Genomic DNA, 15,442 nt, shown 5'->3' on the forward strand with positions numbered 1-15,442 from the left:
TCGGCGGCGCGCGGCGCGGATCGCGGCCGGGCATCGGCACGTCGAGCAGCGACGGCTCCGGCGCAGGGTCCGGCGAGACCAGCGTCGGCAGCGCCGCGGTCGCCGGCGGCGGCTCGCCGCGCTCGATCGCGTCCAACCGGCGCGTCTCGCGATCGATCGTGCGCACCGCGAGCCACGAGGACAGCGGCGCAAGATCGACGGTGCGATTGAGCTTGTCGGGAGGGCCCGCCGCGAACAACTGGATTTCCGGCGGTGCACCGGAGAGCCCGGTCATGATCGGCGTCAGGCTGGCGCGGATGTCGGCCTGGTCGGCGGGAATGTCGTAGCCGCCGGAGACGATGGCGCGGGCGTTCTTGGCCTCCAGCGGCGTGGCGCCAACGCGCAGCCGTCCGTCGCGGATCGTGAACGGGATCTGCGCCGAGGCGACCGCAATGGGACCCGCCGCCAGCGCGGGCTCGACCAGCTGCCGCAGCCTGTTGTCATCGGCGACCTGGCCGCCGTCGCTGGCGCGGATGGCGATCTCGAAGGCACGCGGGTTGAGGCCACTGATTTCCGCAGAGTCCAGCGTCACCGTGCCGTTGCCGGCAAGCGCGCCGGTCAACGCCGCGACGCTGCGGCCCTGGCTGGTCAGTGCCATCTGCACCGAGGCGCGCCCCTTGGGCAGCGCCAGGTCGCGGTAGCGCAATGTGGTCGCATCGACATTGCTGAGCTCGATACGGGCGTTCAGCGCAACGCCACTCGCGCCATTGCGCGCGTCAAAGCTCGCCGACATCTCGCCGCCGCCGACGCCGCCCTTCAGCGCATCGAGCGCGAGCGACTGGCCGTCACTCCGGATCGTCCCGCCGAAGGGACGCAGCTCGACGCCGCCCGGCAACGTGCCGCGCAACGCCTGAAAGGCGATGCGGCCGCGCCAGCCACCGAGGAGCCCCGCGCTCAGCGGCTCGCCGGCGTCGTGGCCCGCAGCGCCAATGGCCATCGCGAGCGCGGGCGCAAGATCGAGCGAGTCGAGGCCCACCTCGCCGTCGATGCTCTTCTCCTGGTCGAGCGTCACCGCCAGATGGCCGCGCAGATGCGAGCCGGCCGCGCTGCTGTCGAGATCGTCGAAGGTCAGGCGATTGCCTGATAGCGAGACGCGGGAGGACAGGCTGACGGTCCGCGACGACTTGTCGGCCGCGCCGGTCCCGAACAGCGGCGCGAGGTTGACGTTGCGCACGCGCAGGCTCACGGACGCCTTCGGCTCCGGCGCGGACAATTCGACGCTGCCCTGCGCGTCCACGTCCAGCCCGCCGCCGCTCAGCTTTGCGTTCAATTGCAGCGGACGGCGCCAGGCACCGCTTAACCGGCCTTCGAACTGCGAGGTGCCCTCGCCTGCGGCCACCGCGCGATCGAGGCCGAGCAGCGCCAGCAATACGCCGGCCTGCGGGGTCGACAGTTTCGAGTCGAGCGTGAAGTCGCTGTTGCGCAGGCGGTCGATGTCGATGCCGCTGACGGCCGCCACCGGCGTCTGTGCGGCCAGCGTCGCGGTGGCCTTGAGCTGCGGCGCGTCGAGATCGAGCACGGCGCGCGCGTCGCTGCGATCGGCATGCTCGGCGTTCTTGTCGAGGCTCAAATCGAGCTTCAGGCGGGTCGCACCGGGCAGCGGCGCGATGGCATCGAAGCGCGCGCGCACCGAAGGCGCAAACGGCTCGATCAGCGCGGTGAGTTCGCGCAGCGAATTGGCCGAGGATTTCAGCGCGAGCTTGCCGGTGGCTTTGGTGCGGTCGAAGCTGCCGCTCGCCTCGGTGGTCACGCCGCTGGTCTGGCCGAACCGCAATTGCTCCAGCGACAGCGACGCCGGATTGTAGCCGAGCTTCGCCGCGAACGGCCGCAGCTCCTGGCCGGCGGAGATCGCACGGCCGACATCGAGCGAGAGCTTTGCCTCTTCCGGCCATTCGCCTTGCGGCCCGCCGAGCGCGCGGACAAAACTCGCGGCGGCGTCGAGATCGAGACGGTCGGCCTTGAGCTCGGCATCGATCCGCGAGCCCTTGCTCGCGCCGGTCTGGACGAAAGCAATTCGTCCCTCGACGGCGCCGCCCTCGATGTTGGCCTTCAGCCTGTCGATGGCGAGATGATTGGCCGCAATCGTCACGTCGCCGGCAAGGCGCAGCGGCCGGGTGCTGCGGCGGTTGACCTCGCTGCGGCCCTGGAGCCAGGCCACCAGCGTATCGGGATCGGAGGATTCGACGCTGAGGCGGCCGCTGAAGCTGTCGGCGCCGGGCGCCGCGCCGTTGAGCGAGAGCTGCGTCATGCCGGGCGCGCGCAGCTCGAGCCGCTGGAAGGTCCAGGACCGGCCGTCGGTCTTGAGCTCCGCCGCGATGTTCTGGAGCGGACGGCCGCCGAGCATGATCTGATCGGAGTTGAACTCGATCTGCGCCGGGATCGGCGCCTGCGGAATTGCGGCAAAGCCGGCGCGCAGCGCCGGCAGGATGCGCAGCGGCTCGGCGTCGTCCTTGCCGGCCAGCTTGTCGGCATCGATCTGGCGCGCCGACAGCACCGCACGCAGCAGCGGCGAGGCGCCGAATCTGAGATCGCCGACGCCGCCGGCTTTCAACGCACTGTCCTCGGCACCAAAGCTTGCGTCGATCTGGTCGAATTTGGCCCCGGCGGGATCGGCCTTGAGTTTTGCGATGAGCTTCCAGGGCGTCGGCCCGGCCTCGCCTGCCTTCTTCGCCGCCGGCACGGCGAGCGTCAGCGCGCCGTCGAATTTCGGCAGGCGGTTGTCGAAGGCGAGCACGCCTTCGAGATCGGCGAGGATGGCGCGCTGGCCGGGATCGATGTTGAGGTGGAGACGGGTGGCGCTGCCGTCGGCGCTCGGGCCGGAGGAGATGCGGAACGGGTAGCGCACCCCGGAGGCGGTGAAACTGCCGTCGCCCCGCACCGAGCCGGCCAGCGAGCGGACGTCGCCGGAGAAGACGATGTCGCTCAGCTCCAGCGTCGCGCGGCTGGCGGCATCGTGCAGGGCGATGCGGCCGGTGAGATTGAGGCGCTCGATCGCCAGCGAAGCCAGATTGAAGGTGCCGCTCGCGGTGGAGGGCAAATCGACCCGCCCCCTGGCGTCGAGGCCGAGATCGACCGCCATGCCATTGACGGTCAACTCGGTGGCGCGCCATTCGCCGCGCATCAGCGAGGAGAGGCTGAACTCGACGTCGAGCTTGTCGGCGCGCAGGCGGCCGAGATCGTTGTTGCCGCCGAAGGTGACCGAACGCAGCCGCAGGGTCGGCGCCGGCAGCAGCCGGGCGTCGAGCTCGCCCGCCACCCGCACCGGCACGCCGATGATCCGGCCTGCCTCCGCCTCGAACTGGGGCCTGAACTGGTTCCAGTCGATGAAGTAGGGCCCGATCAGCGCGGCCAGAAGCGCAATGATGAAGGCAATCGCCAATCCGAGCAGCGTCGTCTGCACGGGTCTCCCCTCGGCCAAATCGGCACCCGGGCCAAACCTTGCCCCTTGGAAGGCTTCAGGCGCGCCGGAACAGCCCCTTATATAGGGGGAAGTGTGGCGAAGTCACAGCGACTGTTGCGCGCGGAGGTTAACGCGTGCCGCCGTCTCACCAGCTCGCCGGCAAGCTCTTCAGGCCGCGCAGCACGAAGGTCGGCCGCCATTCCGGGTTCTCGACGTCGTCGATGCGCAGATCCGGCAGCCGGCGCAAGAGCGTGGCGATGGCGATCTCGGCCTCGATCCGCGCCAATTGGGCCCCCAGGCAGAAGTGGATGCCGCCGCCGAACGACAGCGGCTTGACGTTGGGACGGGTGACATCGAGCCGGTCGGGGCGATCGGGGTAGACTGCCGGATCGCGGTTGGCCGAGCCGAGCAGGCAGAGCACGGTCTCGCCCTTGGGGATTTTCTTGCCGCCGAGATCATCGATGTCCTCGAGCGTGACGCGCCCGGTCATCTGCACCGAGGAATCGTAGCGCAGGAACTCCTCGATCGCGCCCACCATCAGCTCCGGCCGCGCCTTGAGCAGCGCAAGCTGGTCCGGGTTGCGATGAAGCGCGAGCAGGCCGTTGCCGATCAGATTGACGGTGGTCTCATGGCCGGCGCCGAACAACAGGATGATGTTGGCGGTCAGCTCCTCGTTGGTCAGCTTGTTGCCGTCTTCCTCGGCCTGCACCAGCTGGGTGGTGAGGTCGTCGGCGGGATTGCGGCGGCGCAGCTCGAACAGCTGCTGGAAATACATCTGCGCCATCATGTTGCCGGCGTTGCCCTTCGCGATCTCCTCCGGCGTGAGCGGCACGGGGTCGAGCAGCCGCCCGCCGTCGCGCGAGCTCTTGTAGAAGACCTCGCGATGATCCTCGGGGATGCCGAGCATGTCGCAGATGATGGTGACAGGCAGGCGGAAGGCGAAATCCTCGATCAGGTCCATGTGGCCGCGCTCGATCACGGCATCGATGGCCTGGTCGACGATCTCCTGGATCCGCGGCCGCATGTCCTCGACCCGCCGGGCGGTGAAGGCCTTCACGACGAGGCCGCGCAGGCGGGTGTGGTCGGGCGGATCGGCCTGCAGCATCCAGTGGCTCATGCTGCGGAACACCGGCTCGTCCATGATCTGCGGGCCATAGCGGCGCTTGGAGCGCTCGACGTAATCCTTGCCGAAGCGCTTGTCGCGCATCACGAGGCTGACATCCGCGTGGCGGCTGGCGACGAAATGGCCGAACGGCGTCACGTGGATCGGATCGATCGCGCGCAGCCGGTCGTAATGCGGATAGGGATTGCGGATGAAGTCTGGCGACAGCGGATTGAACAGCGGATCGCCGCCGGCGGGTTGCGCTTGCTCGTTCATGGTGACCTCAAATCGGTTGCCGCATGACACGAATACGCCGGCAGCCCCCTGCTTGCGCGGCGTAACCATCCCGTTCGAATTATCAACTCGATACATTGTTGTATCGAGTTGCATTCTGCCCTAAACTGGTCCGATGTCAAGGGTGAGAACCAGGCCGACCAGGGACGATACGCGCGACAAGCTGTTCGAGGCGGCCGCGCGGGTGTTCGAGGCAGACGGCATCGGCGGCGCCAGCATCGAGGCGATCGCAGCGGCGGCAGGCTTCACCCGCGGCGCGTTCTATTCCAACTTCAACAGCAAGGACGAGCTGATCATTGCCATGCTCGAAGACCATGTCGCGCAGTCGATCCGGCGCAACATGGACATCCTCGCACAGCACGACAATCTCGACGATTTCATCGCGGCGCTGCGGACGATGGACCGCAGCCGGCAGGATCCGCTCGGCCGCTCCCCCCTCCTCCACATGGAGATGATCCTCTACGTCGCGCGCGCCGAGAAGCGGCGTCCCGAACTCGCCAAGCGCCTGCGCGCGCGGCGCAAGCTGATCGCCGACATCGTCGAGGCGACGTTGAAGGGCAACGGCCGGAACAACACGCTGAACCCGCCCTGGATGGCCTCCGTCGTGCTGGCGCTGGAAGACGGCTTTCGCCTGCACCGGCTGATCGATCCTGAGACGACGCCGGCGGACAGTTTTCTGCGCGCGATCACGGATCTGCGGCGGAGGACGGGGTTGGCGGCGGGCTAGATAGATATGCTTCTTAGCAGCGAAGCAGACCAGATCTAGTCAATCACCTGATCGGCGCCGATCAGAAAACTCTCGGGGATTGCGAAGTTGAGCGCCTTGGCCGCCTTCAAGTTGATGGTCAGCAGGAACTTGGTCGGTTGCTCTACCGGCAGATCGGACGGCTGCGCTCCCTTCAAGATCTTATCGACGTAGACGGCCGTGCGCCTCACCATCAAGTCTACGTCGGGACCGTAGGACATCAGTCCACCCGCAGAGGCCCAAGCGCCCCAGCCGCCGATCAGCGGCAACGCGCGCTCGTCCGCGTAGCCGACGATGCGCGGCATCAGATTGACCATGAGCGTCGACGTGACGACGTAGATTGAATCGACTTGAGCAGCCGTGGCTCTATCGAGAGCAGGCGAGAGCTCGTCGACTGTACGAACCGGTAGCGACAGCAGCTCGACCCCCAAGGATTTCGCGGCCCGCTGGGTATCTCCAAGCTCATTGTCGAGATGGTTGGGATTCCACAAGAACGCAACGTGAGAGATACGCGGCACCGCTTCCTTCAGGAACTGCAGTCGCTTCGAGCCGAGTTCGTCGTGCAGGAAAGTCACGCCGGTCGCATTGCGCTGCGGCCGACTCAGGCTGGCCACGAGGCCGAGCTTTACGGGATCGGCACTGACAGAAAATACGATCGGAAAGTTCTTGGCTGCATCCCGCACGTAAGGCGCGATATCGCCTCCGAAAGCCATCATGATGGTCGGCTTGGTCGCAACGAGTTCGGCCGCAAGAGAGGAAAGCCGGCTCTCGTCGTTGTCGGCGTGACGATAGTCGTAGATGATCGTCTTGCCTTCCACATAGCCAAGCGCGCTCATACCAGCGAGGAAAGGTCCGAGCGCCGCATCAGTCGGTTGTCCCCCGTAGCGGAGAATACCGAGCCGGGGCGGCAGTCCACCGCGCGTCTGGGCGTTCGCTCCTCGCAAGAGCAACGCCGCTGCCGTGCCCCCCAACACGACTTCTCGCCTTCTCACTTGGCATCTCCCCCTGACAACGATCGTTGCTTCAGAAAGTCGGTGGACGGAAGCATAGTCCGTCCCGCCGCCATGTGCCAACACCTGCTCGATAAACGCAGTGCTTCCGCGTCAGATCGGAAGCCCGTCTTCTCGTCCGTTCTCGCCTTCGTGATTGCACGTCCTTGATATTTTGGACCGAATGGAGGAGCGCGGGTGCATGGAGGAAGCCCTGCGCGACGTCGCAGCCGAGATCGGCCAGCATCTTGCGCTGCGCCTCGGTCGCGACGCCTTCGGCGACGACGGTCATGCCGAGGCCCTGCCCGACGCGGACTGCGGCGGTGGCGTTCGCGAGCGCGCCGGGCTATACGCGGACTGGTGACGTCCTTGACTTGGTGGCGTGACGCGGTCGCGCATGTCACGTGGAAACGTCAAAGGGGGCCAAATTGGACCGAATTAGTCTTCACGATCCCCTTTTTACCACCTATGTCGTTGCCGCCACCCTGATGATCCTGAAGGCCGTGGCGATGTCATGGCTGACCGTGATCCGCATGGTGCAAGCCAAGGGGGGCTACCGTTCGCCAGAGGATATCAAGAAGACCCCGATGAATCCTGCGCCAGATCCAGCGCAGCTTCTTCCCAACGAACGTGTCGAGCGGATCCGCCGGATCCAGATGAACGATCTCGAGAACTTGCCGTACTTCCTGGTCGCGGGCCTGCTCTATATCCTCACACAGCCGTCGCTGCGGCTCGCGCAGTGGCTGCTCTACGGCTACGTTGTTTCACGCCTGCTGCATTTTCTGGCCTATCTCACCGGGCAAATCCACGAAATTCGCGCGACGCTGTGGACGGTCGGTTCGCTCATCCTCATCTTCATGACCGGTCGCACGCTTCTCGTTGCACTCGGCGCTTGACGCTCAATCGGCCACACCGGCAACCTGCTGGGCCGAAAGGTAGCGTTCGAGAGCATCGTCTTGCTTGAAAAAGCGCATGGCGCGCAGATCGCGGATCGTTGTCTTTTGCGTTGCATCGCGACGCCGCGTGATCTCGCGGGCTTCTTCCTGGCGGCCGGCGGCGACCAGATTGGCCGCCAACATACGATGGCCGGTGCCATTGCCCGGATTGTGCCGAACCGACTTGCGCGCCCAGGCGATGCCATCCTCATGGCGCCCGAGCGCAAAGCAGGACGCCGTCAATCCTGTCATCCACAAATGCAGCATACTGTCGTAGGGACTGAGGACGAGAGAACGCTGAAGGCATGCGACGGCGTTCTCGTAGTCGCCTGCCATGCTATCGATCATTCCGAGCGTACCCCACGCGAAGGCCGAACTGGGATTGAGCCTCACGGCCTCGCTGGCATGAATACGCCCCTGATCGTTGTCGCCGGCCGGCCCAAAGAGCGTGAAGCCATAGACCGCATGGGCAAAAGCGTCCGTGCCGTCCTGCTCGACGGCGCGGCGCGCCAGACCGAGCGCCTCGGTCGTGGCGTCCGGCGGGGTGCGTGCGCCAAGCGGCGAAGCCATGACGAGTCCCCAGGCGAGCGCCGCGAGCGTCGGCGTGCGCGTCTCATCAAGGCTGAGAGACTGTCGAAGCAGGTCGATCGCCTTGGTGATATCCTCTCGGGTGCCGCCCCAGAGGTGGTGAAGGGCACGCAGGTAGAGATCGTACGCAGAAAGATTGGTTGCCGGCTTGCGACGTGCTCGTTCGATTTCGGCGCTCCGAACGGCGGGATCGACGACCGCAGCGACGCTGCTGCTGACGTCATCCTGCAGATCAAAGATGTCGGTCAGTGGGCGGTCATAGCGATCGGACCAGACCTGAGCCTCACTGCCGCTATGGGTCAGCTCGGCCGACACGCGAATGCGGTTGCCGGCCTTGCGTATTTGGCCGCTCAAGACGTATTGGACACCGAGTTGTTGCGCAATTTGCCGGCTGGTCATTCCCTTTTCCCGGAGGGCAAAGCTCGACCCGTGTGCAATCACCACAAGGGCGCGAAAGCGCGACAAGGCCGTGATGATGTCCGCGGTGACACCGTCGGCAAAATAGTTCTGCTCGGGGTCACCGCTCATGTTCCGGAACGGCAGAACCACCAGGGACGGCTTCTCGCCGTGCATGACGAGCGGGGGTGAGGCCTCCGGCGCGACCTCACCTGCAGCCGGCGCAACGTTCTGCGCGTGATTGCTCCGCAGTTCCGCGGCCAGCGACCTGGTTGCCAGATCGGGCTCGGTGCTCAGCTCACGCTTCAGCAAAGCAACGACGTCCCGATAGTATTTGAGCGCCTCGGCGTTACGTCCCGTTGCGGACAAAGCGCGCATGATCAAGCGATGCGAATCTTCGCGCAGGTTATTGAGTGCATTGGCGCGCTGGCCGGTTCGCAGGGCTTGCTCCGCACGTCCCTCAGACAGCTCATGCCCACCGAGGGTCACCATAGCGCCCAGAGCCAGCTCCGATAACCGCTCGCGTTCGCCGGCGACCCATTCGCTCCAGCTTTCTTCGCCAACGCTGATGTCATCAGCCAGGCGCCCGCGATAGAGGTCCGCCGCTGCACTCAATGCATCACGGCTGCCGTCTTGGACAAGCTCCTCAAACTGGCTCACATCGCATGCGATCACAGCGGCATTCAGCGATACGAGTTCGCCATCGCTCTTGAGCGCATCCTGACCCAGGATTTGACGTAGCTTGAAGAGCGCTTGTCGCAGATTTTGCTTCGCTTGCGCATCGAGGTGAGATCCCCACAGCAAGGTCGACAGTTTTTCGCGTGACTGCGGATCAGGAGCCATGCAGGCCAGGAAAGCCAGCAACCCCGCGAGCTTCTTGTTCGGCAGGCTGACGGCGCCATCCGGCCCCGTCAGTACGCAACGTCCCAGAAGCGAGAGATTAAAGTTTGGGCACGCTGCAGATGTCGTTCTGGCCACTCCGCCTCCGATTCAATCACACGCGCCCATTTGGTATACACTCTACAGCAATTGCCACCCTTGCGAACATTATTAACGCGCCGATGACGATTGAATAACGCCGGCGAAGACGACCGCAGGTTCTGATCCCATTGCGACGGGATGCCGATGGGTGAACCGACGCTCGGCAATTTCATCCAGAAAGCAGTCATGTGCGCGCGTCACCTCCTCGCAGCGGTCGCAGTTCTTTTCATGGTCCTTGCGGGGATCGACGCCGCGCTGACGGCCCTCGCCGCTCCGAGTGCCGGGGCGGCTTCGGATTCGGCACCTCCGGTCGCACCGCTCCTTTTCGGAGGCGACTGATGGACTCCGGGTTCACAACGGCCATCAAACAGGAGATCGCATTGACCAGTCTGGACGATCAAATTCACGATCGGGATGAAGCTACAAGGCCCAGAGGTCGTCGCGCCTCATTTCCTGAGGCCGCGAATGCGCCCCGGGCAAAGTCCCAAGTGCCCATCTCCGACACTATTCCCCCCGCAAAGGATTTTCATCTGCGCGGTTTGGCGCCCCTCACGCTGTTCGTCACCTGGTACCAGCGCGCCCGCTTCAGGGCGGAGCTGCGTGCCGACCTCAGGCACAAGCCCGAATACCTCAGAGACATCGGGATTTGCCGGCACGAGGCGACGTCCGAAACCACCCGATTCTTCTGGGAGCCGGTCCTGCTCAGGCGCAGCCTGGCCGGATGCGACCGGCAATAACCGCCGTTCGTCTCGTGACCCTCGCCGGGATCGACGTAAGCGAACCGGGCGAACGCCGCCGTAGCGGCCATGCCAGCAAGCGCGGCGGCAGATTTCGATGCAGGTCTCAATCGTTTCAGGCGGGCCCGGCGCGCGCACCCACCTGCGCCATGCCGCGCAGCATCAGGAGAATAGCCATGAAGACCGACGTCCCCGCGCCACCTCGGAGCTCCCTGGCATCAACGATCATTGCTGCACTACACGAATCTCGCCGCCGAGAGGCAATCAACGTCATTCATCGCTCCCCGCATCTTGGATTCGATCGGGTCGAAATCAACCTTTGTGACCCGGCGCCATCGCCGGAGACGAAAACGCACGCTCGTCAGATGCTGAACAAGCGAAGGGGCAAGAACGTGGGACGATTGAGCGAAACACAGCTGATGGTCCTCATTCTTCTGGGATTCGGCGTCGTTCACGTGATTGGCGGCGTCCTCATCGCGCGCGCGGCACCCGCGCAAGGTGATCCTTCCCTGGTCGTCGCAGCCTGGGGCGACTGACGGTGCCGGCGACGGAAGCTGCATCATTTGATGTGAAAGATCGAGAGGCCGACGTGACAGCAATCATAAACGCGATTTCCCGGACGGCCGTCTCGGTCACCCGCGCCGACGTGGCAAAACACGCTCTGCTGCTGGCCGGAGCGTGCGCTTTCGTGTTCGTGCTCTCGCTGACCGATGGCCTGGATTTAAGCGCCGGACTGTTTTGACCATCGCGGTGGCGAGAACCACGAACGCCGCCGGCGCCGTGCGCTGACACCGGCGGCCCGTCTTCGGCGGGTGTCGATGGGTGTCACGCGACTCCGGATGTTCGGCGCCGGCGTCATGATGAGCGTCTCGCGGCGGATCCTGACGGGAGCGTCATCGACCGCTCCTGTCCGCTTCCATTCGCAGAGTGGACATGGCACGCCTTCGCGGGCCGATTAGTGAGGAGTCCAAACTCTACGCCGAGCGCTTCACCACGTCGCGATCTACCGGCGTAACGCCGAGCCGCCCCGGCATCGCCCTCGCCTGCTCGGCGCAGTGCTCGACCAGCCAGCGCTCGAATGCGACCGGGGGGAGCGCGGGCGCATAGAGGAAGCCCTGCACGACGTCGCAACCGAGATCGGCCAGCAATTTGCGCTGCGCCTCGGTCTCGACGCCTTCGGCGACGACGGTCATGCCGAGGCCCTGCCCCACGCGCACCACGGCGGTGGCGATCGCGAGCGCGCCGGCGTCCTTCTCGATGTCGCGCATGAAACTGCGGTCGATCTTGAGCTCGCGGATCGGCAGGTGCGCGAGCCGGCTGAGGCTGGAATAGCCGGTGCCGAAATCGTCCACCGAGAGCCCGACGCCGAGCTCGCGGATCGCGTTCATCGTCTCGATCGCGGCGATGCTGTCCTGCATGAACGCGCCTTCGGTGATTTCCAGCATCAGCGCATCCGGCGGCAGCCCGTATTCGGCGAGAATGTCGGCCAGCCGCGCCGCCAGCGTGACGTTGCGGAAATTGATCGGCGACAGGTTCACCGACACGCAGGGAATGTTGAGCCCGGCGCGGCGCCAGCTCGCCATCTGCCGGCAGGCCTCGCGCACCGACCACAGGCCGATCTGCTCGATCAGGCCGCACTCCTCGGCGAGCGGGATGAACTTTGCCGGCGAGACGTCGCCGAGTTCGGCATCATGCCAGCGCGCCAGCGCCTCGAGGCCATGGATCGCGCCGTCGCAACTGCGGATCTGCGGCTGGTAGCTGAGCGTGAGCTCGCCCTCCGCGATGGCGCGGCGCAGCGCCGCGATCAGCGCCAGCCGTTGCTCGGTCAACCCGTTCATCTCGGCACTGAACAGCCGATGGGTCGAACGTCCCGCCTGCTTGGCCATGTACATGGCGGCGTCGGCCTGCTGCATCAGCGTGTCGATGTCGGTGGCATGATCGGGATAGAGGCTGATGCCGATGCTGGCCGACATCTGCATCTGCCTGGATCCGAGCCGTAACGGCGCAGCCAGCGCCTCGGTGATCCCGGTCGCGACACGCCCGGCACTCTCGGCGTCGCGACGGGGCAGCAGCACGACGAATTCATCGCCGCCGAGCCGGCCCAGGATGTCCTCGGGCCCGATCTGCTCACGCAGGCGCTGCGCGAGCTGGATCAGGAGCTCGTCGCCGGCGGCGTGACCGAGCGTATCGTTGACGTCCTTGAAATGGTCGACGTCTAGGAAGGCCAGCGCGACGTGGCTGCCGGTCGGACAGGCGTCGATCGCGGCCGAGATCAGGTGCCGCAGCTGCGCGCGGTTGGGCAGGCCGGTGAGGATGTCGTGATAGGCAAGCCGCGCGATCTCCGCGCGCGCCTCCTTGCGCTCGATCGCAAACGCGCCGAGGTTGACGCAGGCATCGACGATGCGCCGGTGCCAGTTGCTCGGCGCGCGCGGTTCCCGGTAGTAGAAGGCGAAGGTGGCGATGACCCTTCCGTCCTTGGCCTTGACCGGGGTCGACCAGCAGGCGCGCAGGCCAATCCCGAGCGGCATCGCCTTGTAGGGCTGCCAGCGCGGATCGGTGTCGAGATCTTCAGCCAGAACCGGCTCGCCATAGTAGGCAGCCGTTCCGCAGGAGCCGACATCGGGGCCGATCGCAACGCCGTCCAATGCGCGGGAATAGTCCTCGGGCAGGCTGGGACCGCCGAGCGGGTGGATCAGGCCCGCGGCATCGACGTGAAGCAGCGAGCAGACCACGTCGGGCGCAATCTCCTCGACGCGGCGACACAGCCGATCGGCGATCTCGGCGATCGGAACCTCGTCGGCCAGCGCGCTCATGATGAGCTGCTGGAGCGAGCGCAGCTGCTTGGTCTCGGTGATGTCCTCTAGCAGCGCGAAGATATGCTTGACCCGGCCCTTCTTGTCGCGGAAGGCATCGATCCGGGCGCAGACCCAGATCTCCTCGCCGTCCTTGTCGTAGGCGAGCAGCTCGGCATCGCCGCCGCGCCCGCCATGCATCAGGCGCTTGACGAGTCTGGCGACGGCCTTGCGATCGGTGTGGCGGCCGGCGATGAGCTCGCCCGCGCGGCGCCCTTCGGCCTCCTCGCTGGCATAGCTGAACAGCGCCGTGAACGCCGAATTGACGTAGACGATGTTCTGCTCGGTGTCGGTCACGATCACCACACGGTTGGTCTGGTCGGAGACGGCGTGGAGAAGCCCGATCCGCGCACGGCGTTCGGCCTCCGCGGTGACGTCGCGTGCGAACAGGATGTGATGGACCGCGCCATCGATGGTCGCGGAGGACAGCGTGATGGCCGCCTTGATGCGGCTGCCGTCCCGCCGCACGAGGCTGAGCTCGTCGCGGAAATCCGTGACCGCGCCGGCCTGGAGGCATTTGAGGGTGAGAACGCCGGCGTCGCGACCGAGCACCTCGGCCCGCGCGAGCTGCCAGATCCGTTCCGCGGCGGTGTTGAAGTGCGTGATGCGCCGCGCGTCATCGACGATGACGACGCCATCGTCGGCGCGTTCGAGCGCAGCCAGCAGCAGTTCCGGAGTTTCTGTCACAAGACAATCGGAGGCAGACATCGTTGGACCCGGAGTCATCGGGAAGAAGCGGCAACCGGTCGAGGCTAACGCTCCGATGGTGTCCAAGACGTTCTTGCAGTCCCGTCGCGTCCCGCCAAGACGCGGCATGCTTAACGGTCCGCGAAAGAGACGAAGGTAATCCGATGCGTGTGGAACCTACTCCGCGCGTCCGCCCTGGAGCTTGTGCAGCCGGCCGGCCACGGCCCGCACCTTGCCGGGCGATGCCCGCCATACCGACAGCGCCGACAAGGCGCTCACGACGATGGCGATGGCGAAGGCGAGCGTGTAATCACCCGTGCGATCATGGAGAAGACCCGTGAGCCAGGGACCAGCCGCGCCGCCGGCCAGGGCCGCCAGCATGATCGTGCCGAAGATGCTGCCCTGGTGCTTGCCCTGGAAGATCTCGAACACCACCGCGCCCATGATCGAGGTGAGGCCGTAGCCGAGCGCACCTTGCGCGAACACCATGAGATAGACGAGCCAGAGCGAAGGCTGGTACTTCAGCGCCATCAGCGCCGCGAAACAGATCGCAAAACCTGCGCAGCTGATGGCCCAGACCCATTCCCGTCCAATGCGGTCGGAAACATGGCCCAGCACGATCTGGCCGGGAATGCCGAGCAGGCTGACGATGCCGAGCGCCCACACCGCGACACCGGGGCTGAAGCCGATATCGAGCAGGAACTCGGTCTGGTGCACCTGCACCGCGTACCAGATGTACAGGCCGGAGAAATAGCCGACCGCGATCCACCAGAACCGCGCCGTCCCGACGGCGCGCTTGAGTGTCCACTCGGTGCCGACCCAGACGGGATCGACGATGTTGGAGACCGGCTTTGCGGCGCCGGCGACCGGCGCGGCATCGCCATCCGGCTGAAGGCCGATCTCCTCGGGGCGCTTGTGCAGGAACAGGTTGATCGGCGCCAGCACGATCAGGATGAGCAGGCCCATCGCGGTGCAGGCCGTGCGCCAGCCGCTCTGTTCGATCATGTGCTGCACCCATGGCAGCAGCGTCACCGAGCCGATGCCGACGCCGGCAAAGGCGATGCCGATGGCGAAGCCGCGCTTGCGGATGAACCAGTTCGGCAGGAACAGCGACTGGCCGGAATAGCCGAGACAGACGCTGCCGGCGCCGACCATGACGCCGATGGTCACGTAGAGATGCCAGGGTTGGCTGGTGAGCGGAGCGAGCAGCAGCCCGCCGCCCATCAGCGCGACGCCGAGCTCCATCACCGCGCGTGGACCGGCGCGGTCCATCAGGCGGCCGATCAGCGGGCTGACCACGCCCGACACCACGAAGCCGAAGGAGAAGGCGCCTGCGGTGACGCCGCGCTCCCAGCCGAACTCGGAGATGATCGGCGGAAAGAACAGCGAGAACGCGGTGCGCGCGTTGACGCCGATGGCCATGGTCACAAAGGTCACCGCGACCACGACCCAGCCGTAGAAGAACGGAAGCCGCATGTTGTGCTTATTTCCCCCCTAGACGATCCTACGGACCATCCGGGGATGCCTGGGTCAAGCGCTTTTCGCGGGGGCCCGTCGGGTGCACCGCAATCGCATTCGAGAGAAACGCAGGCTGGAGGATTTCTTGCGGCCCATCCTTCGAGACGCCCGCTTTAGGCGGGCTCCTCAGGACGAGGACGGAGTGTGCGGCAGCAGTTTCAACAGGCACCGATGCCGCT

12 protein-coding genes and 1 pseudogene are annotated in these 15,442 nt (G+C 65.8%); 6 read left to right on the forward strand and 7 right to left on the reverse strand.

The features are described 5' to 3' along the window. Together XI09_RS14835 and XI09_RS14840 are read right to left on the reverse strand one after the other, a co-directional pair. Positions 1–3,439 (reverse strand): AsmA family protein (locus XI09_RS14835; protein ID WP_271567481.1); only part of this gene is annotated, 3,439 nt, incomplete at its 3' end. Positions 3,440–3,584: 145 nt separating this feature from the next. After that, complete coding sequence (locus tag XI09_RS14840) at positions 3,585–4,817, reverse strand: cytochrome P450 (protein WP_271567482.1); 1,233 nt, start codon at positions 4,815–4,817, stop codon at positions 3,585–3,587. Between the two features lie 133 nt (positions 4,818–4,950). Here XI09_RS14840 and XI09_RS14845 point away from each other — a divergent pair, with 133 nt between their 5' ends. Next, the gene (locus XI09_RS14845) at positions 4,951–5,562 is read left to right on the forward strand and encodes a TetR/AcrR family transcriptional regulator (RefSeq protein WP_271567483.1); all 612 of its coding nucleotides are present in this window, start codon (positions 4,951–4,953) and stop codon (positions 5,560–5,562) included. 35 nt (positions 5,563–5,597) lie between these two features. Here XI09_RS14845 and XI09_RS14850 read toward each other — a convergent pair whose 3' ends face one another. After that, a complete protein-coding gene (locus XI09_RS14850; RefSeq protein ID WP_271567484.1) occupies positions 5,598–6,554 on the reverse strand; it encodes an ABC transporter substrate-binding protein in 957 nt (318 codons plus the stop codon). 205 nt (positions 6,555–6,759) lie between these two features. Then, positions 6,760–6,912, reverse strand: a pseudogene (locus XI09_RS46190) (EAL domain-containing protein); the annotation flags it as partial. Between the two features lie 61 nt (positions 6,913–6,973). On the opposite strand from XI09_RS46190, the gene XI09_RS14860 reads away from it, so the two are divergent. Then, the gene (locus XI09_RS14860; RefSeq protein ID WP_271567486.1) at positions 6,974–7,465 is read left to right on the forward strand and encodes an MAPEG family protein; all 492 of its coding nucleotides are present in this window, start codon (positions 6,974–6,976) and stop codon (positions 7,463–7,465) included. Between the two features lie 3 nt (positions 7,466–7,468). On the opposite strand, the gene XI09_RS14865 is transcribed toward XI09_RS14860, so the two are convergent. After that, complete coding sequence (locus tag XI09_RS14865) at positions 7,469–9,466, reverse strand: BTAD domain-containing putative transcriptional regulator (RefSeq protein WP_271567487.1); 1,998 nt, start codon at positions 9,464–9,466, stop codon at positions 7,469–7,471. 147 nt (positions 9,467–9,613) lie between these two features. Here XI09_RS14865 and XI09_RS14870 point away from each other — a divergent pair, with 147 nt between their 5' ends. The 4 genes from XI09_RS14870 (at position 9,614) to XI09_RS14885 (ending at position 10,948) form a co-directional block, all read left to right on the forward strand. Next, positions 9,614–9,808: a hypothetical protein gene (locus XI09_RS14870; RefSeq protein ID WP_271567488.1), complete on the forward strand. Its 195-nt coding sequence runs from the start codon at positions 9,614–9,616 to the stop codon at positions 9,806–9,808. Continuing rightward, positions 9,808–10,206, forward strand: coding sequence for a hypothetical protein (locus XI09_RS14875; RefSeq protein WP_271567489.1), 399 nt, complete (start codon positions 9,808–9,810; stop codon positions 10,204–10,206). The genes XI09_RS14870 and XI09_RS14875 overlap by 1 nt, the downstream gene beginning before the upstream one ends. A 176-nt stretch (positions 10,207–10,382) precedes the next feature. Then, the gene (locus tag XI09_RS14880; protein WP_271567490.1) at positions 10,383–10,742 is read left to right on the forward strand and encodes a hypothetical protein; all 360 of its coding nucleotides are present in this window, start codon (positions 10,383–10,385) and stop codon (positions 10,740–10,742) included. 2 nt (positions 10,743–10,744) lie between these two features. Next, positions 10,745–10,948 carry a hypothetical protein gene (locus XI09_RS14885; RefSeq protein WP_271567514.1) on the forward strand — a complete coding sequence of 68 codons (204 nt, stop codon included), beginning with the start codon at positions 10,745–10,747 and terminating at the stop codon, positions 10,946–10,948. A gap of 232 nt (positions 10,949–11,180) precedes the next feature. On the opposite strand, the gene XI09_RS14890 is transcribed toward XI09_RS14885, so the two are convergent. Both XI09_RS14890 and XI09_RS14895 read right to left on the reverse strand, forming a co-directional pair. Further along, positions 11,181–13,766 carry an EAL domain-containing protein gene (locus tag XI09_RS14890; RefSeq protein WP_271567491.1) on the reverse strand — a complete coding sequence of 862 codons (2,586 nt, stop codon included), beginning with the start codon at positions 13,764–13,766 and terminating at the stop codon, positions 11,181–11,183. 156 nt (positions 13,767–13,922) lie between these two features. Then, positions 13,923–15,221, reverse strand: coding sequence for an MFS transporter (locus tag XI09_RS14895; protein WP_271567492.1), 1,299 nt, complete (start codon positions 15,219–15,221; stop codon positions 13,923–13,925). Positions 15,222–15,442: the final 221 nt, after the last annotated feature.

The sequence above is a fragment of the Bradyrhizobium sp. CCBAU 11386 genome (genome assembly GCF_028128955.1).
Taxonomy (GTDB): Bacteria; Pseudomonadota; Alphaproteobacteria; order Rhizobiales; family Xanthobacteraceae; genus Bradyrhizobium.

Coding starts and splice junctions, on each gene's coding strand:
- XI09_RS14895 (WP_271567492.1), bottom strand. CDS start 15,221: ATGCGGCTTCCGTTCTTCTACGGCTGGGTCGTGGTCGCGGTGACCTTT.
- XI09_RS14845 (WP_271567483.1), top strand. CDS start 4,951: ATGTCAAGGGTGAGAACCAGGCCGACCAGGGACGATACGCGCGACAAG.
- XI09_RS14875 (WP_271567489.1), top strand. CDS start 9,808: ATGGACTCCGGGTTCACAACGGCCATCAAACAGGAGATCGCATTGACC.
- XI09_RS14880 (WP_271567490.1), top strand. CDS start 10,383: ATGAAGACCGACGTCCCCGCGCCACCTCGGAGCTCCCTGGCATCAACG.
- XI09_RS14890 (WP_271567491.1), bottom strand. CDS start 13,766: ATGTCTGCCTCCGATTGTCTTGTGACAGAAACTCCGGAACTGCTGCTG.
- XI09_RS14840 (WP_271567482.1), bottom strand. CDS start 4,817: ATGAACGAGCAAGCGCAACCCGCCGGCGGCGATCCGCTGTTCAATCCG.
- XI09_RS14870 (WP_271567488.1), top strand. CDS start 9,614: ATGGGTGAACCGACGCTCGGCAATTTCATCCAGAAAGCAGTCATGTGC.